Here is a 21842-nt window from a genome sequence, read left to right as displayed (position 1 = left end):
CGGAGGAGGGGCGGATGAGCTGGCACGTGCATCCAGAGTTGATTGACGAGTACCAGCGGGGTGGGCTCGACGCGGCCCGGGTGATGGCGGTGGAGGTCCACATGACCGGGTGTGAGCCCTGCCGGGCCACTGTCCGTGGCGATCCCCGCTGGCTCGACGACAACTTCCAAGCCGTGCTCGACGTGGTGCAGGCGCCCCGCCGCAGCCTCGCCGAACGGATGCTGTGCCTGCTCGGTGTGCCCGAGCACCGGGCGCTCGTCCTGGCGGCCACCCCGGCGCTGCGCCGCTCCTGGCTGGCGGCCACCGCGGTGGTGCTGGCCTTCGCCGTCTCGGCCGCCTACCTGGGCCGGGAAGGGCAGCCCACCCTGCTGTGGTTTCTCGTGGCGGCGCCGGTGCTGCCGGTGCTCGCCGTGACGACCGCGTACGGCGCGGTGGTCGACCGCCTGCACGAGATCTCCTCGACGACCCCGATGGCCGGTCCGAGTCTGGTGTTGTGGCGGGCCCTGGCCGTGGTGGGGGTCTCGATGAGCATGGGCGTCGCGGCCGCCATGCTGCTGCCCGATCGCGGCTGGTACGCCGTGGCCTGGCTGCTGCCCGCCTTCCTGCTCTGCCTCGGCTCCCTGGCCATGGCCACGGTGATGCCGCTACAACTCGCCGCCGGCCTGCTCGGCGGCGCCTGGCTGACGATGGTGACCGTGCTGGCGAACGTGCTGGCCGCGCCCGGTGTCTCGGTCGACACGGCCGTGCAGCGGCAGATCTTCGGACCCACGGCCCAGGCGGCGTATCTGGTCGCCGGGCTGGTGGCCGCCCTGATCCTGATCATGCGGCGGCGCCGCCTCGAACTGGGAGGTTCCCGTTGACCACCGTACGTATCGCCGGGCTCGGCAAGCGCTTCGGCTCCACTGTCGCCTTGGACGACGTCGATCTGGAGATCGGCACCGGGCTTACCGGCTTTCTCGGCCCTAACGGCGCGGGCAAGACGACCCTGCTGCGCTGCCTGGCCACGGCGCTGGCCCCCGACTGCGGCCGGCTCCACGTCCTCGGACACGACCCGGCCGCGGCCGAGCAACGGACGGCCCTGCGCCGCCGCCTCGGCTACCTGCCGCAGAACCCGGGCCTCTATCCGAACTTCACCGCCTTCGCCCTGCTTGACTACGTCGCCGTGCTGAAGGAGCTGACCGACCGGCGCGAGCGGCACCGTGAGGTGCGCCGGGTGCTGGAGGAGGTCCAGTTGAGCGACCGAGCCGGGACGAAGGTTCGCAAACTGTCCGGTGGGATGCGCCAGCGGGTCGCTCTGGCGCAGGCCCTGTTGGGGAACCCGGCCCTGTTGATCCTCGACGAGCCGACCGTGGGGCTCGATCCGGAGCAGCGGATGAGCTTCCGGGCCCTGATCTCTCGTCTCGGCGAGAGCCGGACCGTGCTGCTGTCCACCCACCAGACGGAGGACGTGGGTGCGCTGTGCGAACGGGTCGTCGTGATGCGGGACGGGCGGCCGGTCTTCGGGCCGGCACCTTCGACGGGTGGAACCTGGCACCCGTCGTGCTGATCCCGCCGATCGGCGCCGCCCTCGGGGTCGCCGTGGGGCGGTGGCTGCCGGCGACCGCGGCGGGCCCGCTCGCGGTGGTGGCCAGCGCGATTATGATCCACGTGCTGCCTGGTATAGGCAACGGTGGCAACAACGTCGGCTGGTGGCTGTCGCCAGTGCTGCTGCGGCAGAACTGGGCGCCGGGCGCGCCGGAGCCCACCGGCTGGCATGCGGCCTACCTGCTGGCGCTGCTGGCCGTGGTGGTCGCGATCGCACTGGCGCGGTACCGCATGGTGGTGTCGACGGTGGTAGCGGTGGTAGCCATGGCGCTGGGCGCGGTGGCGGTGTCCCAGCAGATGCGGGACCAGCCGGGTAGTTTCAGCCAGCCCGTGACCAAGGCGATGATGGACGACTACATCGGGCCCGCCGTACTGCGCTGCGAAGAGCACGACGCCGTGCGGTACTGCGCTCTGCCGGGCTACCAGAGTTGGATCCCGCTGTGGCGGGATGCCGTCGAACCGGTGACGCGGGCCGTGCCGGCGGGCGTGGCCGGTGTCCTGCCTGGCGTGCGGCAGCGCGACAACGTCCAGTTTTTGCAGTCGGCTACGGCGGAGAGGCCGACTGTGGACACCGACCTCATCTGGGGCCGACACGGCAAATGGGCAGCACAGTCCAGGGTCGGCCTGGTCCAGCGGTACGTGCGGGCGCTCACGGCCCTGCCGGCGGCGACCGCGGACGATCCGTTCGGCAAGCAGTCATGTTCGGGTGCGGGTCAGATGCGCACCGTCGTGGCACTGTGGCTGATCGCGCAGGCCCTGCCCGATGGACGAAAGGTGCTCGAAAGCAACCAGGTGCGACTCGGCCGGCTCAAAGCAGGCCGTGCGGAGACCGACGCCGCCGTCACGCTGCTCGGTCAGCCGCGCGAACGGGTGACGGCGATCCTGGCGGCGCACTGGGACGCCGTCGTCTCGGCCGCTCCGGTCGGCGACATCCTCGATCCGCTCGGCGTCCGGGGCATCGCCGCCGCGGGGACCGAGCAGGTCACGCCGTGTCGGTGAGGATGCGTTGGCGGCAGGCTCTCCTGCTGCTACGGCCGCTGATCCGCGCGGTACCGTGGGGGCCGCCCGCCGTAGCCGCGTTGATGTCGGGCCTTGCCGTGCTGCCCGCCCTGCTCGACGACCCAGCACCGGGGGTCGGGCTGTGGGGGCTACGATCGGCAGCGGTGCTGTTCGGGGCGGCGGTGAGCTTCGCGATGGTGGACCGGATGGCCCCGCTGACAGTCGTGCCCATGCCGCGTTGGCTGCGCCAGTGGCTGCGGCTGATGGTGATGTTGGTGCCGGCGGCGATCGTCTGGCTGGTGCTGTACGCGATGGTTCGCAGCGCCTTGGGCGCGGCCGCCATCGGGCCCGCCAAGGACCTCGTCGTCGAGGCCGCGGTGTGCGGGCTGACCGGCCTCGCCGGGGCCGCCGTCGCAGCCCGGTACTGGCACACGTCGACAGCGGCACTGGCCGGGCCCGGCACACAGGCGGTCCTCGTGGCGGCAAGCCTCTTCCTCAGCGGGACGTACTCGCCGTGGCCGGTGCCGGGTACGCCGAACTGGTCCCCGGTTCACCGGTACTGGCTCGCCTCGCTGCCGATCATCGTGCTAGCGCTGGTCCTGGCGAACCGGGACACCTGGCCGCTGCGGTTCCGGCCGGCACGGCGAGCCGCCGCTCCGATCCCGGCCCCAGCTCGCCGTTGCCGGTGAGGAACGCGTCCGTCCAGTCGTCGGCCGGCGCGTGTCGTGGACGCGGTGCGCCGTCACCGGCCGGTCCCGGCGCTGGTGTCCCGCACTGTCAGGTGCGGCTCCAGCAACGTTACCTCCGGCACCGACTCGCCGCTCAACCGCCGCATCAGCAACGCCACCGCCTGCCGGCCGACCTCCTCGGCGGGCACCGGCACGCCGGTGAGCCCGGACTGTTCGGCCAGCTCGTCCGGGCAGATCGCGACCACCGACACATCACGGGGCACCCGCCGGCCCAGCAGCGGCAGCGTGGCCAGCACCGGCCCGACGGCCGACTCGTTCTGCACCACCAGCCCGGTGACGTCCGGGTGGTCGGCGAGCAGCGCCTCCAGGTCGTGGCGTACCGCGGCCGGTCCCTCCTCGCAGGGCCGGGTCACCGCGTCGACGCCGAGCCGCCCGGCGGCGGCGCGTACCCCGGCGCGGGTGCGGTGGGCGAACCCGGTGCCCCGGTCGTAGACCGCGGCGGGCGCGCCGAGCAGCGCGATCCGCCGGTGCCCGGCGGCGGCCAGGTGTTCCACGCACAGCTCACCGGCGCGCCGGAAGTCGAGGTCCACGCAGGCCAGGCCGGTGCTGTCGGCGGGGTGCCCGATCAGGACACCCGGTAGCGCCAGCTCCCGCAGCAACGGCACCCGGGAGTCCTCCAGCTCCACGTCCATCAGCAGCACGCCGTCGACGAGCGCGCTGCCGGCGATGCGGTGCAGGCCCGCCGGCCCCTCGTCGGCGGTGACCAGCAGCACGTCGTGGTCGTGGCGGCGGGCGGTGGTGACCACCGCGGTGGCGAAGCGCATCACCACCGGCACCTGCATGCCGGTACGCAGCGGCAGCACCAGGGCGATCACGTTCGCCTTGCGGCTGGCGAGCGCGCGGGCCCCGGCGTGCGGGTGGTAGCCCAGCGCGCGGACGCTGGCGAGCACCCGGCCGCGGGTGGTGGCCGAGATGGTGCGTTTGCCGCTGAGCACGTACGACACGGTGCTGGCCGCCACCCCGGCGTGGCGGGCCACGTCGGCGATGGTGACCTGCTCACCGGGGCTCCGGCCGGTCACCGGGCCGCCCCGAAGCTGGTCCCCGCCGGTTCGGCTGTGGCGTCGCCGCCGGTCACCGTGAGCGCGCCGACGAGCCGGATGTCCCGCGCGGACCGGCCGACCAGCACCGAGTGGACGGCGTCCTCCACCACCATCGCGGCGCGCGTCTCGTCCCACCAGGCCAGATCGGCGGTACGCAGCCGCATCGTCACCCGGGCGGCGCAGCCCGGGTCGAGCGTGACGCGGGCGAAGTCGCGCAACTGCCGCAGCGGCTGCTTGACCCGGGAGCGCCGCTGCCGGGTGTAGAGCTGCACGACCTCGGTGCCCGGGCGGCGGCCCGTGTTGGTGACCTCGACGCTCACCTCCACCTCCTCGCCGGCGCGCGCCGTGGCGGTGCTCAACTGGAGGTCAGCGTAGTCGAACTCGGCGTAGCTGAGCCCGTGCCCGAACGGGTACAGCGGCTCGCCCCGGTGGTAGAGGTAGGTGGCGTCGGCGCCGATGACGTCGTAGTCGAGCAGGTCGGGCAGTTCGGCGGCGTCGGCGTACCAGGTCTGGGTAAGCCGCCCGCCCGGGTCGGCGGCGCCGAGCAGCACGTCGGCGAGCCCGTTGCCGTGTTCCTGGCCGCCGTGGGCGCTCCACAGCACGGCCGGCAGGTGTTCCTGCGCCCAGCCCACCGCGTACGGGTAGCTGCTCGTCAGCGCCAGCACGGTACGCGGGTTCGCGGCGTGCACGGCCCGCAGCAGCTCCGCCTGGCCGGTCGGCAGCGCCAGGTCGGCACGGTCCTCGGTCTCCCGGCCGTTGACCATCGGGTGGTTGCCGAGCACCACCACCGCCGCGTCGGCGGCGGCCGCCAGCGCGGCGGCCTCGGCGGCCCCGTCCACGAGCAGCGTCACTGTGAACACGGCCGGGTCGCCGGTGGCGACGCTCAGCCGCCCGTCCGGTGCGACGCCGACGTGCCGGCCGGTGGCCAGGTGGTGCAGCAGCGCGGTCCCGTCGGGCCGGTGGTGCAGGCGGAACGTCTCGCGTACCACCCAGCCGCCCGGTCCGTCGCGGTCGGCGACGAGCGCCCCGGAGTCGTCGGCGCCGACGTACCGGCCGGTGTCCACGGCGCGCAGCGCCACCACGTCCTGCCCCCAGTCGACCACGTCGAACTCGGACGGGCTGTCGCCGAGTGCCAGCGGGCCGTCGCCGTCGTGGCGTACCGCCCGGTCGCCGACGTGCAGCGTGATCCGGTCCGTGCCGGGGTGGGTGGTCACCTCGGGCAGGCGTCCGAGCAGCCCGGCGTACGCGCTGATCGCGTACGGCGGGGTGCCGCTGTACCAGTCGGTGAGCACGGTGTCGGCGAGCGGGCCGAGCACCGCGACCCGGGTGCCGGGGCGCAGCGGCAGCAGGCCGTCGTTGCGCAGCAGCACCACCGACTGGCGGGCGGCCTCGCGGGCGAGTTCCCGGTGGGCGAGGCTGTCGAGCGTGTCGGGCGGCACGTCGTCGTGCGGGTCCGGGTCCAGGTCGCCCAGGCGCAGCCGCACGGACAGGATCCGGCGCACCGCCCGGTCCACGTGGGCGGGCTCGATCAGACCGCGGGCCAGCGCCTCGGTGAGCCGCTCCACAGTGGGGGCACTGTCCTCGTCGTCCTCGGTGAAGCTGTCGATGCCGGCCCGCAGCGCGGCGGCGAAGCCGGCCACGTGGTCGGGCAGGTGTTCCTGCACGCCGGCGATGTTGCCGACGGCTCCGGCGTCGCCGACCACCATGATGTCGTCGTCGGCGTAGCCGCGCAGTTCGCCCTCGATCAGCGGGCTCAGGTGCGCCGGCACGCCGTCGACCAGGTTGTACGACGCCATCACCGCCACCGCCGCGCCAGCCGCCAGCGGGGCGCGGAACGCCGGCAGCTCGTACTCGTGCAGCACCCGTGGCGGCAGGTCGCTGGAGGTGGTGGCCCGGTCGGTCTCGTTGTTGTAGCCGAGGAAGTGCTTGAGCGTCGGCGCGGTACGCAGCCTGATCGGGTGGTCGCCGCGCAACCCGAGGCCGTACGCGGTGGCGAGCCGGCCGGTCAGCCACGGATCCTCGGACCAGCCCTCCTCGTTGCGTCCCCAGCGGGGGTCGCGCAGCGGGTTGACCACCGGCGCCCACACGTTGAGGCCGACGCGATCCGGGTCGGCCCGGTGCTTGACCCGCACCTCGTCGCCGACGGCGGCGCCGACGGCCCGGATCAGGTCCGGGTTCCAGCTCGCGGCCAGGCCGATCGCCTGCGGGAAGACGGTGGCGGTGCCGAGCCACGCGACGCCGTGCAGCGCCTCGGTGCCGGTGCGGAACGGGCGCAGGCCGAGCCGGGGCACCGGCGCCTGCCACTGGTGCAGCAGGCCGAGCTTCTCCGGCAGCGTGAGCCGGGCCAGCAGGTCGTCCAGACGGTGGGGGACGGGGTCGGTCATGGTGGGCGCCTCCGGTCGGCGTACGGGTCGCCACTCGTTCGTCGAAGCGCTTCGACGAACGAGCCGGTGATGCGGCGGCGCGCACGCGAGTCAAGGGTGGTGGTGGCCGGTCGGCGGGGTCGGCCCGGAGCGGTGGTGAAGCGCTTCGACAACCGCCGAAAAACACGCCGCTTCGGGGTTGCCCGGTCCCGGAACGCGGCGTTACCGAGGTTGACACCTTCCGGCCGGTGCGGTCAAGGGGTCAACCGGCGGGCAGCCGCCCCGCCTCCACTGTGGCCAGCGCGGCGGTGGCCCCGCCCAGCGCACCGGCTGCGGACCCGAGCGTGCTGGCCTCCAGCCGTACGCCGGGCGGGACCGGCGCGCGGGACGCGATCTCGGCGTGGGCGGCCGGCAGCAGCCACGGCGCGAGCGCCGCCAGGTGCCCGCCGACCACCACCACCTCCGGGTCGAGCAGCCCGGACAGCACCGACGCCGCCTGCCCGAGCAACCGGCCGATCTCGGTGAGCCCGGTCCGTGTCGGCTCGTCCCCGGCGCGGGCCAGGGCCTGGATCCGTTCGACCTCCGGCAGATGGTCGGTGACCGGCCCGGCGCCGGGCAGCAGACGGCCGACCACCGCGTCCACGCCCAGCAGCGCGGTGAGGCAACCACGCCGCCCGCAGTCACACGGCGGGCCGTCCGCCGCCAGTGGCAGGTGGCCGACGTCGCCGGCGAAGCCCCGGCCGCCGCGCAGCAGCCGGCCGCCGCTGATCAGTCCCGCGCCGATCGCCGGACCGCCGGTGAGGTGGATCAGGTCGGTCGTGGCGGCGTACGGGCCGTGCCGCCGCTCGGCCAGCACGGCGAGGTTGGCCTCGGTGTCGACGGCGACGGGGAAGCCGGGATCGCGCAGCGCGCGGCGGACCGACGCGGCCAGCGGCACGCCGCGCCAGCCCAACGCCGGGGCGGCCGGCACGGCGCCGTCGGGGTCCACCAGCCCGGGCACGGCGATGGTCAGGCCGAGCACCGTACGGTCCGCGCCGACCCGGGTGACGGCACGCCGGGTCAGCGCGGCGAGCGCCTTCACCGTCTCCTCGGGAGCGGCGGTAGCGGCGGGGAACGCGCGCCGCCAGGTGAGCACCGGGTCGCCGCCCAGTCCGGCGGCGACCGCCACCAGTTCGTCCGCGCCCACGCGCAGGCCGAGCCCGACGTAGCGAGAGCCGTCGAGGACGAGCATGGTGGCGGGGCGGCCCACCCGGTTCTCGGTCAGCCCGGTCTCGCGCAGCAGGCCGTGCTCGATCAGCTCGGCCACCAGGCTGGAGACGGTCGCCTTGTTCAGGCCGGTCCGTGCGGCCACGTCGGCCCGGGAGCAGGGGGCGTGCCGGCGGACGTGCCGGAGCACGGCGGCCCGGTTGGTCACCCGCACGTCGCCGAGGTCGGCCGTCGGCCGGTCGATGCTGATCACGTACTGCCCGCCTCCTGCGCCCGGCCCCGAGTTCGGCTACAGCTTAAACTAAATAGGGGAGGTTCCGGCCGGCCGGTCCCCGCCGCCGAACCACGGCGCGAACGGCGTCACCGGCACCGGCTCGCCGCCGAGCACGACCCGGCGCGGCGGGTCCGCCCCGACCACGCCGACCCGCCGCACGTCCAGCGGTCCGTCCACGCGTACGCGCAGCGTGTCGCCGTCGCGCACGGCGGTGACCGTGGTGTCGCCGTCGGGGTCCTGCACCACGCTCACGCCGTCGACGCCGCCCCAGGCCACCAGCGTGACGTCCCGGAACTGGCCCGTTCCGACCGTCGCCGCGGGCGCCACCGTGGGAATCAGCGCGCCGTGCCGCACGTACAGCGGCAGCCGGTCCAGCGGCACGCTCACCCGCAGGTGCCGTCCGCCGGGGTGCCGCTGCCCGGTGTACGCGTCGAGCCAGTCGTCGCCGGCCGGCAGGTACACGACGCGTTCCCCGGACGGGTCGAGCACCGGCGCCACCAGCAGGTCGGGGCCGAGGCGGTACTGGAGGTCGGTGGCCCACGCGACCGGGTCGTCCGGGGTGTCGACGAGCAGCGCCCGCATCATCGGGCCGCCGTTGCGGGCGCTCGCCACCGCAGCCGACCAGAGGTACGGCAGCAGCCGGTAGCGCAGCCGCAGCGCGTCCACCGCGTGTCGTTCCGCCTCGGGCGGGAACTCCCACGGCAGCCGGCTGGTGGTGCCGTGCAGCCGCACCAGCGGGGAGAGCGCGCCGAACTGGGTCCAGCGCACGTAGAGGTCCGGCTCGGGGGTGCCGTGGAAGCCGCCGGTGTCATGGCTCCAGAACGGCACCCCGGACAGCCCGTGGGACAGGCCGCCGCGCAGCGTGCTGGCCATGCCGGGCCAGGTGGCGTTGACGTCGCCGCTCCACTGCGCGCTGTGCCGCTGCCCGCCCAGGTACGACGAGCGGGCCCACACGGTGCGGTGCCCGGCCACCTCCTCGGTGACGTCGGCTACCGCGTCGTTGAACAGCAACGCGTACACGTTGTGCAGTTCGACGCCGGTCATGCCGTTGTGTGCCACCGCGTCGGCGGGCACGCCCTCGGCGAAGTCGGTCTTGAACACGGCGACGCCCTGCGCCAGCAGCGGTCGCAGCAGGCCCTGGAACCAGCGCACCGCGGCCGGGTTGGTGAGGTCCACGACGGCGCATTCCGGGTAGCTGCCGTGCCAGGTGTCGGCGACGTACGTGCCGCCGTCCGGGCGGCGCAGGAAGTACCCGGCGGCCTCGGCCTCGGCGTAGAGCGGGCTGCCGGTCATCAGATACGGGTTCATCCAGAGGCACACCCGGAAGCCCTGCTCGGTGAGGTCCTTGAGCATGCCGTCCGGGTCGGGGAAGGCGTCGGCGTCCCAGCGCAGGTCCGACCAGTGCCCGGCGACCTGCCAGTAGCAGTCCAGGTGCAGCACGTCGCAGGGGATGTCCCGCTCGCGGAGGCGCCGGGCCCGTTCCAGCACGCGCTGCTGGCTGTCCGGGAAGAAGCCAGACGAGATCCACGCACCGAACGCCCACCTCGGCGGCAGGTACGGCCGCCCGGTGAGCGTGTCCAGCCGGTCGAGCACCTGGGCCGGGGTGGGCCCGGCCAGCACGTAGTAGTCGAGCAGGTCGTCCGGGACGAGGATCTGCACGGTGCTGTGGGTGCTGGCGCACATGTCGAACTGCACCGGCAGCCCGCTGTCGACCAGGACGCCGTAGCCGCGGTCGGACAGGTAGAACGGGACGTTCTTGTGCGAGCGGTCGGACTCCCCGCCGAAGGCGTCGAAGTTCCACATCAGCGGGCGCTGGCCGCGCTTGTCCAGCGGCGTGAACTTCTCGCCGAAGCCGACGAACCGTTCGTCGCCGGGCGCGACGAAGCTCTCGTGCCAGGCGACCGGCTCGCCGTCGACTGTGGAGCGGCCCAGCGGCAGCGTGCGCCGCCGGCCGCTGATGTCCCGGGTGCCGGCGTCGGAGGCCAGCAGCAGCCGCCCGTCGGGGGCGCGGAAGCGCAGTCCCCACGGGTCCAGGCGCAGCTCGGCGACCACGCCACCGGCGCCGACGCGGACGTGGTCGCCGTCGACGGTCACGGTGGCCGGGTGCGGCCGCGGGTCGACCAGCGTCAGCGCTGCGGCGGAGCGGCTGCGGACGGAGAGGTCGTCGGCGAGGCGTACCCGGATGATCCCGTCCCCGGCGGCCTCGATGCGCGCGACGAGCGTGCGACCGGACGTGCAGGTCGCGGTCAGCGTGACGCCGTGCGCGTCGGTCGCGGCCACCTCGGCCCGCAGCACGTCGTCGGCGCCCTCCTCGCCGGGGGCGCGGACCGGCAGGTCGGGCGGGTCGGCCACGAACGTCTCGTACGGGACCAGCGGCGGGCGGTACGGCATGGGCGTCTCCTCGCGGCGTCCACGGGTGGTCCCGCCAGTTTCTTTGGAATCCCAACTAACTGTCAATGATCGACGGCATTGACTTTCCGTCGCACCTCTTCCTATTTTGGCCGGGATGCCAACTAAAGCGTTGTGGGGCGACGGCCGGCTCTGCTACGGCGGGGACTGGAACCCGGAGCAGTGGCCGCCCGGGGTGTGGCGCGAGGACGTCGGCCTGATGCGCGCCGCCGGGGTCAACCTGGTCACCGTCGGCGTGTTCGCCTGGTCCCGACTGGAACCCGAACCCGGCCGTTACACGCTCGACTGGCTCGATCGCGTGCTGGACCTGCTGCACTCCGGCGGCATCCGGGCCGCCCTGGCCACCCCCACCGCGTCGCCGCCGCCGTGGTTCTCGCTGCGTCACCCGGACGCGCTGCCGGTCACCGTCGGCGGCGTACGCCTGACCCACGGCAGCCGGGACACCTACTGCGCCGCCGCGCCCGCGTACCGGGACGCCGCCCGGAACATCGCCGGGGTGCTGGCCGCCCGCTACGCACACCACCCGGCGCTGGCGCTGTGGCACGTGCACAACGAGTACGGCACCACCTGCCACTGCCCGCACGCCGAGGCGGCGTTCCGCCGCTGGCTCACCACCCGGTACGGCGACCTCGACGCGCTCAACGACGCCTGGGCCACCAGCTTCTGGAGCCAGCACTACTCCGACTGGGCGCAGGTCGGCACCCCCCGCGCCACCCAGTACCTCGCCAACCCCGGCCAACTGCTCGACTTCCGCCGCTTCTGGTCCGACACGTTGCTGTCCGCGTACACCGAGCAGCGGGACCTGCTGCGCGCGGCGAACCCGGCGGTGCCGGTCACCACCAACTACGTCCTCGGCGACTGGGTGCCGGTCGACCACGCCCGCTGGGCGCGCGAGGTGGACCTGGTCGCCGTCGACCACTACCCGTCGGCGATCGACGTGGGCGCGGAGGAGCAGACCGCGTTCGCCGCCGACCTGACCCGAGGCTGGGCGCGCCACGGCGCCGGAGAGCCCGCGCCGTGGCTGCTGACGGAGAGCGCCCCCAACCAGATCCACACCGCCGGGCGGATGCACACCAAGGAGCCCGGCCGGATGACCCGGCACAGCCTCGCCCACGTCGCGCGCGGCTCCGCCGGGGTGATGTTCTTCCAGTGGCGTGCCCCGGCCGGCGGCGCGGAACGCTTCCACTCCGCCGTGGTGTCGCACGCCGGAGCCGACACCCGCGTGTTCCGCGAGGCCACCGACCTGGGCTCCGCGCTGGCCCGGCTCGCCGGGACCGCACCGGGCCGCGTCGAGGCAGGCGTGGCCATCGCGTACGACGCGGCGAGCGACTGGGCGCTGCGGCACCCGGGGATGCCCCGCGCCGGACTCGACCACAGCGGCGAGGCGGCCGCCGCGCACCGGACGCTGTGGCACGCGGGCGTCACCGCCGACGTGGTGCCGCCCGGCGCTCCGCTCGACGGTCACCGGCTGCTCGTGCTCCCCGCCCTGTACCTGGCCTCGGACGCCACAGTCGACTGGGTACGCCGGCACGTCGACGCGGGCGGGCACCTGCTGGTGACCTGGCTCAGCGGCGTCGCCGACGAGCACGCCCGGGTACGCCTCGGCGGCTACCCGGGCGCGTACCGGGACCTGCTCGGCGTGCGGGTCGAGGAGTTCCATCCCCTCGCCGACGACCAGCGGGTCCCGCTGACCGGCGGCGGGACCGGCCGGATCTGGTCGGAGACGGTCCACCCGGCCGGGGCGGAGACGATCAGCGCGTACGCCGGGGGAGCGCTGGACGGCCGGCCCGCGATCACCCGGCGCCGGATCGGCGACGCGTACGCCTGGTACGTCTCCACCCGCCCCGACGACGACACCTACCGGCGGCTGCTCACCGAGGCGGCCCGGCTCGCCGGTGTCACCCCTGCCTGCCCGGACGCGCCGCCGGGCGTCGAGGCGGTACGCCGCCACGACGGCGACGGGACCCTGCTCTACCTGCTCAACCACACCGAGGAACCACAGCGGGTGCCGGCTGCGGGGTTAGAACTGCTGACCGGCGCGGCGGTCGACGGCGTATTGACCGTGGCACCGGGTGGTGTGGCGGTGGTGCGCGAGGAGAACCCGTGACGCCGCCCCGGCGGTGTTCACGGGCTGACGCGCGTACCCCGGGTCAGGGGGTGGCGACGGCGGCGCGGGAGCGGTCGGCGGCGATCCGCACCGCGAGCGCCGCCAGCACGGTGCCCATCACCCACCGCTGCAGCCGCGCCCAGCCCGGCCGGCGGGTGAGGAATGCCGACACCGACCCGGCGCTGAGCACGATCAGCGCGTTCACGGTCAGCGCCACCACGATCTGGGTCAGGCCGAGCAGCAGGCTCTGCACCGCCACGTGCCCGCGCGCCGGGTCGACGAACTGCGGCAGCAGCGACACGTACAGGATGGCGATCTTCGGGTTGAGCAGGTTGGTGACCAGCCCCATGGTGAACAGGCGCCGGGGCCGGTCCGGCGGCAGCGGCGCCGGGGTGAACGCCGACCGGCCGCCCGGGCCCAGCGTCCGCCAGGCCAGCCACAGCAGATAGGCGGCACCGGCGAGCTTCACCGCCGTGTACAGCGGCGGGACCAGCACGAAGACGGTGGCGATGCCGGCCACCGCGGCGGCCAGGTAGACCAGGAAGCCGGCCGCCACGCCGAGCAGCGACACCAGCCCGGCCCGCCGCCCCTGCGTCACCGACCGGGACACCAGGTAGACCATGTTCGGGCCGGGTGTGAGCACCAGACCGAGCGCCACCAGGGCGATCCCCATCACCGCGCCGACAGTGACCACGTCGCCTCCCCGCTACCGACCGTGAACCGGACCCTACGCCGGTTGCCGGTGTCCGCGAGCGCCCATGGGACGGTTGTGGGCTGTTGCGCGGGTCACGTGATCGGGTGCGCGGCGGTGATACTTGCCGCATGCCGATCGTCCTGTCCGCGCCGGCCACTTCGACCGCACCCGGTCTGCTGCTGCGCCCGTGGCGCGACTGTGACGCCGACGCGCTGATCGAGGCCTACCGGGATCCGGTGCTGCGCGCCTGGACCCGTCATCCGGTGACCGGACCGGCGCAGGCGCGGGTGTTCCTGCGCCGCAGCCACCACGGCTGGGCGGCCGGGCACCGGTTCATGTTCGCGGCGCTGGAGGGGGAGCAGGTGGTGGCCTGCGTGGTGCTCAAGGACGTCCGCCCGGGACGCCCGGCCGCCGAGGTCGGCTACTGGACGGCCGCTCCGGCGCGCGGCCGGGGCGTCGCGCCACGGGCGGTGGAGGCGGTCACCGCGTGGGCGTTCGCCCGGTTCGCCGCCGTCGGCCTGACCCACCTGGAACTGCTGCACCAGGTCGACAACCCGGCCTCCTGCCGGGTGGCGGAGAAGAGCGGGTACGCCTTCGCCGAGGTGCTGCCGGCCCGCCCGCCGTTCCCCCGGGACGGCCACCGCCACGTCCGCCACCGGCCGGTCTCATGACGGAGGAGACGTGACAGTGCCGCCGAGCAGGCGCAGCAGCAGACGCGGCTCGCCCGGCCACGCGTCGAGCAGCACCTGCCGGGCGGCGTAGCGCAGCGCGAGCGCCACCACCACGATGTCGTCCAGCGGGCCGATCACCGGCAGGAACTCCGGGATCAGGTCGATCGGACTGGCCACCCAGAGCCCGGCGACGACGATCGCGACCCGGGCACGGCGGGGCACGCGCGGATCGCGGCGCAGCCGTCGCACGGCCGTCACGCAGTCGGGCACGAACGCGGCCAGATCGCGCAGCATCCCCGGCGGCAGGCGCCGGGCCAGCAGCACCAGCACCGCCCAGCTCACGACCAGGCAGGCCGTCGCCACAGCGAGGCCGATGACCCAGTCCCGCACGCCGTCACCCCTTTTTCGTACCCGGTGGCACGCTACGCGGCGGCCCCGCCCGGCCTACGGGAACAGCCCGGCCGCGGGCGACGCTGACCCTTGTCGGACGGCGGCGGATAACGTGGGTAGGGGAGGTGACGGCGGTGACGACAAGCTGGGAGGCCGCGGTCGAGGCGCAGATCCGCTCGGCCCAGGAGCGCGGCGAGTTCGACAACCTGCCGGGCGCCGGCAAACCCATCCCGGGCCGCGACACGCCCTACGACGAGGGCTGGTGGATCCGCAGCTTCATGGAGCGCGAGCAGATCCCGTCCGACCTGCTGCTGCCCACGCCGCTGCAACTGCGCCGCCGCATCGAACAGCTTCCGGCCGAGCTGCGCGACCTGCCGACCGAGGAGTCCGTCCGGTCGTACGTGGCGGCCCTCAACACCGAGGTGGTGGCCTGGCTGCGTACCCCGACCGGGCCGCGCGTGGTCGTCCGCCCGGTGAACGTCGAAGAGGCGGTGCGCCGCTGGCGGGCCGACCGGGAACGCGCCAGGCCGGGCGTCGCGGCGCCCGAGCCGCCGCGCGCCGCCCAGACCCGCCCGCGCCGCCGTTGGCGCTGGTGGCGCCGCTGACAACGCGTCAGGGACGCGCCGCCTGCCAGGTCCAGGCGGTACGTCGTGGCCGGTCGCCGAGCGGTGCGCGTCCGGTCAGCCACAGCAGCACCGGCGCCGGGTCGCCCTCCGGGGCGTCCGGGAACAACCGGCGCACCACCCGGGCGCACAACTCGGCCGGTGGCGACCAGTCCAGCCCGAGCCCTCGGGTCAGGTCGTGGGTGTGCAGCAGGATCTCGGCCACGCCCATCGCGGCGAAACCGCCCGGATCGCACGGGCCGAAGTGCCACGCCCGGTCGTCCGGGCTCGCGGCGTCGATGGTGGCGGCGAGCATCCCGGCCGCCGACGCCGCGACAGTCAGCACCTCGGCGGGCGCCGCGTCGGCGCGTACCCGTAGGTCGAACGGGAGATAGCCGCCGTCCGGCCGGCCGGACACCTGACCGGCGTACGCGGTCAGGTCGTGCGCGATGTGCGCGGCGGTGGTCCAGCAGGACCAGTCCAGGTCTCCCGCGCGTCCCGTCCAGTCCCGGTCGGTGGCGGGCCGCAGCACGGCGGTCATCGCGGCGGCGGCGGCCCGGACGTCCGCGCTGTTCACCTGCACCGCACCCGCAGCACGCAGGTGAGCATCGGCAGCGTGAACTCCCCGTCGGCCGTCTCCGGGCGGCTCGCCAGGTACGCGCGGATGCGATCGAGTGTCTGCGTGCGTTCCCGCTCCGGCATGACCAGCATCCCGGCCCGGGTGGCCAGCGTCGCCACGAGCGAGTCGGCGGTACGGCGCTGCCCGTGCGGGAACTCCGCCTGCTCCGGTGAGTCGAACCGGGCCTCGCCCGTCCTCGGCAGGTACATGCCGGCCGTGGCGACGCGCCAGCTCGCTGGCGTGTCCCGGGGGCCGATCGCGGCGCTTCCGCTGACCGCCGCCAGCCCGGCCACCCAGTCGACCCGGTCGTCCACCACATTCCACAGCCCGGCCAGGACGCCGCCGGGCGCGAGGACCCGGGCGATCTCCGGACCGGCCACGGCCATGTCGAACCAGTGCATGGCGTTGCCGGCGACCACGGCATCGACGGAGGCGTCCGGCAGCGGGATCGCCTCGGCGCTGCCGGGCAGCGCACGTACGCCCGGCGCGGCGCGACGCAGCTCGGCGAGCATGGCCTCGTCCGGCTCGACCGCCGTCACGTCGCCGCTCACCTGAGCCAGTGTGGCGGTGAGCTTGCCGGTGCCCGCGCCGAGGTCGAGCACCCGCGCGCCGGGTGCGGGTTCGAGCGCCCACCGCACGGCGGCCGGCGCGTAGTCCGGGCGGTGTTCGGCGTAGGCGGTCGCCGCCGCGCCGAACGACGACGAGTGCCGGCGTCGTGCGTCCTCATCCATCCGGTCACCCTATCGACGGCCGGCGATCGCCGCGTGGGGCTAGCCGTCCACGCTGCGCGAGAGCTCACCGATGCTCGTCTCCAGCGCGTCGATGTAGGCGTGGATGCGCCACGCCGTCACCACCACGATGCCGAATTGCACGCCGGCCGACGGTACGGGGATGCCGGCGGGCACGCCGGTGACCCAGGCGATCACCCGGGCGAACAGGTCACCGATGACGCCACGGACGATGTCGGTGGTGAGGCCGACCAGCTCGCCGGCGTGCCTCGTGATCACGGCCATGCTCGCGGCGACCTCGGCGAGCCCGAGGAGGGCATCGACGTTGTACGCCATCCGGGCGTGATACGACCGGACGTCCAGCCGGTCGCGCCGCGGCATGTCCTCGGCCACGCACTGCCTCAGGAGCACGCTCAGACACAACAGGTCCCTGCCGTTCGCCTCCCATCCGTCGGCGTCGCACGCGACGACCCGCGGCAGGCCGGCGAGGCCGTCGATCAGGTGACGCAGCGGCTCGATGTGCGTCAGGGCGTACTCCAGGCCGCCGACGCGCAGGGCGGCGTACCAGTCGTCGACCGGCGCGGCGAACTCGGCCACGGGCGCGGCGTCGGCCAGTGGTGCGGCGATCCATTCCCGCTGCTCGACCCGCGAGGTCACGCCGGCCTGGAGACCCTCGAACGAGTGTTCCGGCCCTTCCACCACCGGCGTGCCGTCACGGGTGGCGACGTCGTCGTCGTGACGAACGATCGTCTTCAACTCCTGGTCGCCGTCGGCCACCCGGCGCAGCAGGTCCGCCCACGAGAACATCGTCTCTTCCACGTACGCGATCAGCTCCTGCTGCCTGACGTGGCGGTCGTGCATGCCGGACAGCAGCCAGCCGGCCACCGAACCGAAGGCCGCCACGTCCTGCCCGGCTCGCTCCTGGGCGGCGTGGACCTCACCGAGCAGCGACCGTACGGCGTCCAGGTTCGCCGCGTGCGCCCGGAACTGTTCCGGGCCGACCGGCGCTTCCGGCTGATTCTTGATCACCGCGGCATGGTATTCGCCGCAGCGACGGCACTACCATGTACGAATGGGCTCCAGTGGAGCGTCGGTCGAGTCCATCTTCTTCGGCACGTCGACCGTTCACGTGTCCGACGGGACGTCGGGCATCCTGATCGACGGCTTCCTGAGCAGGCCCTCTCTGCTCCGTGTCGCGCTTGGTCGCGTGGCTCCCGACCTCGGGCGGATCACCAGTGCGCTCTCTCGGGCCGGCCTGACCCGCCTTGACGCGCTCTTCGTCGCCCACTCGCACTACGACCACGTCATGGACGCCCCCGTGGTCGTCAAGCACCTCGGCGGCCGGCTGTTCGGCTCCGAGTCGACGCTGAACGTGGGACGCGGCGCGGGCCTCGCCGAGCAGTCGATGACCCGCATCGCCGACGGCGACGAACACCGCGTCGGCGCGTTCACCGTGCGCGTGCTCGCCGGCGTCCATAGCCCGGGCAACAGGTTTCCCGGCACGATCGAGAAGCCGCTCGTGCCGCCGGTCAGGGCGAGCGGTTACCGCGACGGCGGCTGCTTCTCGTTCCTCGTCACCCACCCCGACGGCTCGCTGCTCGTCCATCCGAGCGCCAACTTCGTCCCGCACACCTTCGACGGGCTCGACGTCGACGTCGTCTACCTCGCGATCGGCGCGCTGGGTGTGCAGTCCGAACGGTTCCGGGACGACTACTGGCGGCACGTGGTGGACGCGACCCGGCCCCGCCTGATCGTGCCGATCCACTGGGACGACTTCTTCGTCTCCCTGGACCGCGGGCTGCGGCCGCTGGCGGGGTTCTTCGACAAGTTCGCCGTGGCCAGGGCGTTTCTCGACCGCAAGAGTCGGGAGAGCGGCATCGCCGTACGGTTCCCGGAGCCCTTCGAGGTCGTCAGGCCGTTGGAACGCTAGTTGTTCTCGCCACACGCGGCGCCTATCGCCAGGCGGACCTCGACCTGCTGTCCCTCAGACCGGATCACCAGTGGTACGCACGCCGGGCTCGCCACCCAGGTGCCGCCGGTGTAGACCGACCACGCGGCCGGAGCGCTCGCGGCCGGGCACGCCTCGACCTGCACCGTGGTCGTCGGGGCGGCGCCCGGGCCCCACCCGATGCGGGCGCGGTCCTCCCAGCCGGGCACCACCCGCACCTCCACAGCCGCTCCGGTCCGTACGAGCAGGCCCCATTTGGCGAAGAGACGCGTCGGCCCTGGTCCATCGGATGACTCGTCGGGTTGCAGCACAGGTGATCGAATCGGCGCACCGCAGACGCTGGCCGCCCTCAGGCAGCGCTGGCAGCGGCGCGGCCTGTGCGCTGGGGGAGGCGGACTGCGACACTGCCGGTTCAGGCCGCTCCGCATCGTCCTTCCTCGTGCAACCGGCCGCCCCGAGCAACAGGCAGGGGATCAGGGCGACGTGCCCCCATCTCCGGTTCGCGGCTCGCACACCTCGATCCTTCCAGACCTCAATACTGAGGCAACCCTGTGCTCTGTCTCATTAATGGATTACCGGTAATGGAAATCCGATACCGAGTCCGACAAAAGGTGCAAACACTCATCACACCATAATGACAGTTATGTGCGCGCGGCGGTGGTGCCGCGAGGGACCGTGTCTCGGTCCTCAACCGACTACCGTGAGGCGGGTACGTCCGAGAGGGGGATGGCGATGCGGATCGCGGTTGCCGGGGCAACAGGCCGCATCGGGGCGCTCACCGTCGCCGCGCTGGAGCGGCAGGGCCACGACGTCGTACGCATCAGCCGCTCGCAGGGTGTGGATCTCCTGAAGGCGACGGGCTGGACGAGGCGCTCGCCGGCGTCGAGTCAGTGGTCGACACGACCAATGTGGCGGCACGTGAGCGTTCCGAGACGATGGCGTATCTCGGCGCCCTCACGCGCAACCTGCTGGCGGCCGAACAGCGCGCCGGCGTACGGCACCACGTGCTGCTGTCGATCGTCGGCATCCACCGGGTCGACGACAACGCCCACTACGCGGGCAAGCGGGAGCAGGAGCGACTGGCGGCAGGCGGGCCGGTGCCGTGGACGATCGTCCCGGCCACCCAGTTCCACGACTTCGCCGCGATGGTCACCGGCTGGACCGAGCGCGACGGCACCGCCACTGTCGCGCCGCTGCTGGTACAACCGATCGCACCCCGGGACGTCGCCGACATCCTCGCCGAGGTCGCGGTCGGTGAACCGCAGGGACACCACGTCGACATCGCCGGGCCCGCGACGGAGGATCTCGTCGACATGGCTCGGCGTACCAATGAGGCGCGGGGTCGCCGGGTCCGGCTTGTCCCGACGTGGTCGGGTGTGTTCGGTACGTCGATGGCAGGCAACGTGCTGCTGCCTGGCGACGACGCGCGTATCGCGCCGACCAGCTTCGACGACTGGCTAGTGGCCGGCGCCCGCTGACGGGGTGACCGCGGCGACGACCAGGTCGACGATGCCGTCGGCGTAGTCGTCGGTGAGTGGGCCGTTGCGCAGCAGCCAGCGGTGGTAGAGCGGGCCGAACAGCAACTCCACCACCAGGTCCAGGGGAGCGTCGGGGCTGACCTGGCCGGCCTCACGGGCGGCCTCCAGGCGGGCGCGGACCGCGTTCAACTGAGGGCGGAGCAGCCGGTCGCGCGCCTGACCGGCCAGGTCCTCGTCGGCGAGTGTCTCGATGGTGATGGCGCGGGTGGTGGCGGACAGCCGTGGATCGGCGAACTCGGCGACGGTGGCCCGGAGAACCTCACGCAGATCAGCCCGCAGGTCGCCGGTGTCGGGCAGGGCGAGGGCCGCCGGCACATTGTCGGCGAGCGCGTCCAGGATGACCGCGCCCTTGCCACGCCACCAGCGGTAGATGGTCTGCTTGCCGACCCCGGCGCGGGCGGCGATCGCCTCGACGGTCAGGGTCTGGTATCCGGTCTCGGTCAGCAGCTCCAGCGCGGCGGCGAGAATCGCGCGGCGGGACTGCTCGTTGCGGCGGGTGGGCTGCGGGGTCACAGCGGCAGCCTACAGCGAGACGAGACGTATCGTCTTGACGGGCGAGGCCGCGCCATGCTCTGCTGGGTAAGCGAGACGGGACGTCTCGTCTCAGCAGAGATCAGGAGACCCCTTGCCGCACATCGCCATGGTCAGCATTCCGTTCCACGGCCACGTCAACCCGAGCCTGGATATCATTCGTACCCTCGTGCGGCGCGGCCACCGGGTCACCTACGCCAACGACCCCGCCTTCGCCGAGGTCATCCGGTCCACCGGCGCGGAGCTGAAGCCGTACGCCTCGACGCTGCCCGGCGACGGCGGCGCCGGAACCGACGACCCGATCGCGCAGCTCACGCTCTTCCTCGACGACGCCGTCGCCATGCTGCCGCAGCTGCGGGCCGCCTACGCCGGCGACCGGCCGGACCTGTTCCTCTACGACATCGCCGGCGCGCCTGCCCGGCTGCTCGGCGAGCAGTGGGGGATCCCGGCCGTCCAGCTCTCCTCGACGTTCGTCGCCTGGGACGGCTACGAGCAGGAGATGGCGCCCGTCGTGGAGGCGATGCGGGCCGATCCCCGCGGCGCCGAGTACTACCAGCGGTTCACGGCATGGCTGACGGCGGAGGGTTCGTCGGTCACCGACAGCATGGCGTTCCAGGGCCGGCCGCCCCGCAGCCTCGTCCTGCCGCCGGAGGCGCTCCAGCCGAACGCCGACCGGGTGGACCGGTCGGTCTACAGCTTCGTCGGCCCGGTCCTGGGCGACCGCGCCGACCAGGGTTCCTGGGTACGACCGGAGCACGCCGAGAAGGTGCTGCTCGTCTCGCTCGGCTCCGCCTTCACCCAGCGGCCCGAGTTCTACCGCCGCTGCGTCGCCGCGTTCGGCGATCTGCCCGGCTGGCACACCGTTCTCCAGATCGGCAAGTACGTCGACCCGGCCGAACTCGGTCCCGTCCCGGACAGCGTCGAGGTTCACCGGTGGGTGCCGCAGCTGGCCGTACTGGAGCAGGCGGATGCCTTCGTCACCCACGCCGGCATGGGCGGCAGCAGCGAAGGTCTCTACTGCGGTACGCCGATGATCGCCGTACCGCAGGCGGCCGACCAGTTCGCCAACGCCGAGCAACTGGCCGCCCTCGGCGTCGCCCGGGTCGTCGACTCGACCGGCGTCACCGCCGCGGAGCTGCGTGCGACGCTGCTGGCCCTCACCTCGGACCCGACAGTGGTGGCCCGCAGCGCCGAGCTGCAGCGGCGGGCCCGCGCCGCCGGGGGCGCGGACCGGGCCGCCGATCTGATCGAGGCCGAACTCGGCGCGGCGCGCGGCGGGTGAGAAGCGGGGGGGGGGGGGGGGGGGGGGGGGGGGGGGGGGGGGGGGGGGGGGGGGGGGGGGGGGGGGGGCGGCGGGGGGGGGGGGGGGGGGGGGGCGGGGGCAGGCGCG

At 73.7% G+C, this 21842-nt stretch carries 20 protein-coding genes and 1 pseudogene; 10 read left to right on the top strand and 11 right to left on the bottom strand.

Annotation, left to right across the window (positions count from 1 at the left end):
- Positions 1–14 precede the first annotated feature (14 nt).
- The 4 genes from ACFYON_RS24205 (at position 15) to ACFYON_RS24190 (ending at position 3272) form a co-directional block, all read left to right on the top strand.
- Positions 15–860 (top strand): zf-HC2 domain-containing protein, encoded by an 846-nt coding sequence (locus tag ACFYON_RS24205; protein ID WP_354869475.1) that lies wholly within the window; start codon positions 15–17, stop codon positions 858–860.
- Complete coding sequence (locus ACFYON_RS24200) at positions 857–1546, top strand: ATP-binding cassette domain-containing protein (protein WP_387189891.1); 690 nt, start codon at positions 857–859, stop codon at positions 1544–1546. Before ACFYON_RS24205 ends, ACFYON_RS24200 begins: the two co-directional genes overlap by 4 nt.
- Positions 1540–2583, top strand: a complete 1044-nt coding sequence (locus ACFYON_RS24195; RefSeq protein ID WP_387189888.1) for a hypothetical protein — start codon at positions 1540–1542, stop codon at positions 2581–2583. The genes ACFYON_RS24200 and ACFYON_RS24195 overlap by 7 nt, the downstream gene beginning before the upstream one ends.
- 164 nt (positions 2584–2747) lie before the next feature.
- The gene (locus ACFYON_RS24190; protein ID WP_387321058.1) at positions 2748–3272 is read left to right on the top strand and encodes a hypothetical protein; all 525 of its coding nucleotides are present in this window, start codon (positions 2748–2750) and stop codon (positions 3270–3272) included.
- Between the two features lie 53 nt (positions 3273–3325).
- On the opposite strand, the gene ACFYON_RS24185 is transcribed toward ACFYON_RS24190, so the two are convergent.
- The 4 genes from ACFYON_RS24185 to ACFYON_RS24170 form a co-directional block, all read right to left on the bottom strand.
- Positions 3326–4351, bottom strand: coding sequence for a LacI family DNA-binding transcriptional regulator (locus ACFYON_RS24185; protein ID WP_387190026.1), 1026 nt, complete (start codon positions 4349–4351; stop codon positions 3326–3328).
- Positions 4348–6756, bottom strand: a complete 2409-nt coding sequence (locus ACFYON_RS24180) for a glycoside hydrolase family 3 C-terminal domain-containing protein (protein WP_387190029.1) — start codon at positions 6754–6756, stop codon at positions 4348–4350. Before ACFYON_RS24180 ends, ACFYON_RS24185 begins: the two co-directional genes overlap by 4 nt.
- A 241-nt stretch (positions 6757–6997) precedes the next feature.
- Positions 6998–8194 (bottom strand): ROK family protein, encoded by a 1197-nt coding sequence (locus ACFYON_RS24175; RefSeq protein ID WP_387190032.1) that lies wholly within the window; start codon positions 8192–8194, stop codon positions 6998–7000.
- A 48-nt stretch (positions 8195–8242) separates the two neighbouring features.
- Positions 8243–10606, bottom strand: coding sequence for a TIM-barrel domain-containing protein (locus ACFYON_RS24170; protein WP_387190035.1), 2364 nt, complete (start codon positions 10604–10606; stop codon positions 8243–8245).
- A 115-nt stretch (positions 10607–10721) separates the two neighbouring features.
- Between ACFYON_RS24170 and ACFYON_RS24165 the strand changes: the two genes are divergently transcribed.
- A complete protein-coding gene (locus tag ACFYON_RS24165; protein WP_387190038.1) occupies positions 10722–12731 on the top strand; it encodes a beta-galactosidase in 2010 nt (669 codons plus the stop codon).
- Between the two features lie 43 nt (positions 12732–12774).
- Here ACFYON_RS24165 and ACFYON_RS24160 read toward each other — a convergent pair whose 3' ends face one another.
- Positions 12775–13425: a LysE family translocator gene (locus ACFYON_RS24160; protein ID WP_387321055.1), complete on the bottom strand. Its 651-nt coding sequence runs from the start codon at positions 13423–13425 to the stop codon at positions 12775–12777.
- Between the two features lie 128 nt (positions 13426–13553).
- Between ACFYON_RS24160 and ACFYON_RS24155 the strand changes: the two genes are divergently transcribed.
- The gene (locus tag ACFYON_RS24155) at positions 13554–14096 is read left to right on the top strand and encodes a GNAT family N-acetyltransferase (RefSeq protein ID WP_387190041.1); all 543 of its coding nucleotides are present in this window, start codon (positions 13554–13556) and stop codon (positions 14094–14096) included.
- Here ACFYON_RS24155 and ACFYON_RS24150 read toward each other — a convergent pair.
- Positions 14091–14486 carry a YkvA family protein gene (locus tag ACFYON_RS24150; RefSeq protein WP_387190044.1) on the bottom strand — a complete coding sequence of 132 codons (396 nt, stop codon included), beginning with the start codon at positions 14484–14486 and terminating at the stop codon, positions 14091–14093. The genes ACFYON_RS24155 and ACFYON_RS24150 overlap by 6 nt on opposite strands.
- Positions 14487–14620: 134 nt before the next feature.
- Between ACFYON_RS24150 and ACFYON_RS24145 the strand changes: the two genes are divergently transcribed.
- Positions 14621–15091, top strand: coding sequence for a DUF1992 domain-containing protein (locus tag ACFYON_RS24145; RefSeq protein WP_354869445.1), 471 nt, complete (start codon positions 14621–14623; stop codon positions 15089–15091).
- 7 nt (positions 15092–15098) lie between these two features.
- Here the strand turns inward: ACFYON_RS24145 and ACFYON_RS24140 are convergent, their stop codons facing one another.
- From ACFYON_RS24140 to ACFYON_RS24130, 3 genes are read right to left on the bottom strand one after another with little or no spacing between them, the layout of a single operon-like run.
- On the bottom strand, positions 15099–15665 hold the full coding sequence (locus ACFYON_RS24140; protein WP_354869443.1) for a maleylpyruvate isomerase N-terminal domain-containing protein: 567 nt from the start codon (positions 15663–15665) through the stop codon (positions 15099–15101).
- Positions 15662–16438 carry a class I SAM-dependent methyltransferase gene (locus ACFYON_RS24135; RefSeq protein ID WP_387190048.1) on the bottom strand — a complete coding sequence of 259 codons (777 nt, stop codon included), beginning with the start codon at positions 16436–16438 and terminating at the stop codon, positions 15662–15664. The genes ACFYON_RS24140 and ACFYON_RS24135 overlap by 4 nt, the downstream gene beginning before the upstream one ends.
- A 39-nt stretch (positions 16439–16477) precedes the next feature.
- The gene (locus tag ACFYON_RS24130; RefSeq protein WP_387190051.1) at positions 16478–17464 is read right to left on the bottom strand and encodes a hypothetical protein; all 987 of its coding nucleotides are present in this window, start codon (positions 17462–17464) and stop codon (positions 16478–16480) included.
- 43 nt (positions 17465–17507) lie between these two features.
- Here ACFYON_RS24130 and ACFYON_RS24125 point away from each other — a divergent pair, with 43 nt between their 5' ends.
- The gene (locus ACFYON_RS24125; RefSeq protein ID WP_387190054.1) at positions 17508–18365 is read left to right on the top strand and encodes an MBL fold metallo-hydrolase; all 858 of its coding nucleotides are present in this window, start codon (positions 17508–17510) and stop codon (positions 18363–18365) included.
- On the opposite strand, the gene ACFYON_RS24120 is transcribed toward ACFYON_RS24125, so the two are convergent.
- Positions 18362–18607, bottom strand: coding sequence for a hypothetical protein (locus ACFYON_RS24120; protein ID WP_354869434.1), 246 nt, complete (start codon positions 18605–18607; stop codon positions 18362–18364). The two genes, ACFYON_RS24125 and ACFYON_RS24120, sit on opposite strands and share 4 nt — an antisense overlap.
- Positions 18608–19115: 508 nt before the next feature.
- Between ACFYON_RS24120 and ACFYON_RS24115 the strand changes: the two are divergent.
- Positions 19116–19861, top strand: a pseudogene (locus ACFYON_RS24115) (SDR family oxidoreductase).
- On the opposite strand, the gene ACFYON_RS24110 reads toward ACFYON_RS24115, so the two are convergent.
- Entirely contained in the window at positions 19841–20434 is a 594-nt protein-coding gene (locus tag ACFYON_RS24110; protein ID WP_355047553.1) for a TetR/AcrR family transcriptional regulator, read from the bottom strand. The pseudogene ACFYON_RS24115 and the gene ACFYON_RS24110 overlap by 21 nt on opposite strands.
- 127 nt (positions 20435–20561) lie before the next feature.
- On the opposite strand from ACFYON_RS24110, the gene ACFYON_RS24105 reads away from it, so the two are divergent.
- A complete protein-coding gene (locus ACFYON_RS24105) occupies positions 20562–21734 on the top strand; it encodes a macrolide family glycosyltransferase (RefSeq protein ID WP_387321100.1) in 1173 nt (390 codons plus the stop codon).
- The last annotated feature ends 108 nt before the right edge of the window (positions 21735–21842 follow it).

Origin of the sequence: Micromonospora sp. NPDC005686, from assembly GCF_042871665.1 — a bacterium.
Lineage (GTDB): Bacteria > Actinomycetota > Actinomycetes > Mycobacteriales > Micromonosporaceae > Micromonospora.
This window is presented reverse-complemented; position numbering and strand designations above follow the sequence as displayed.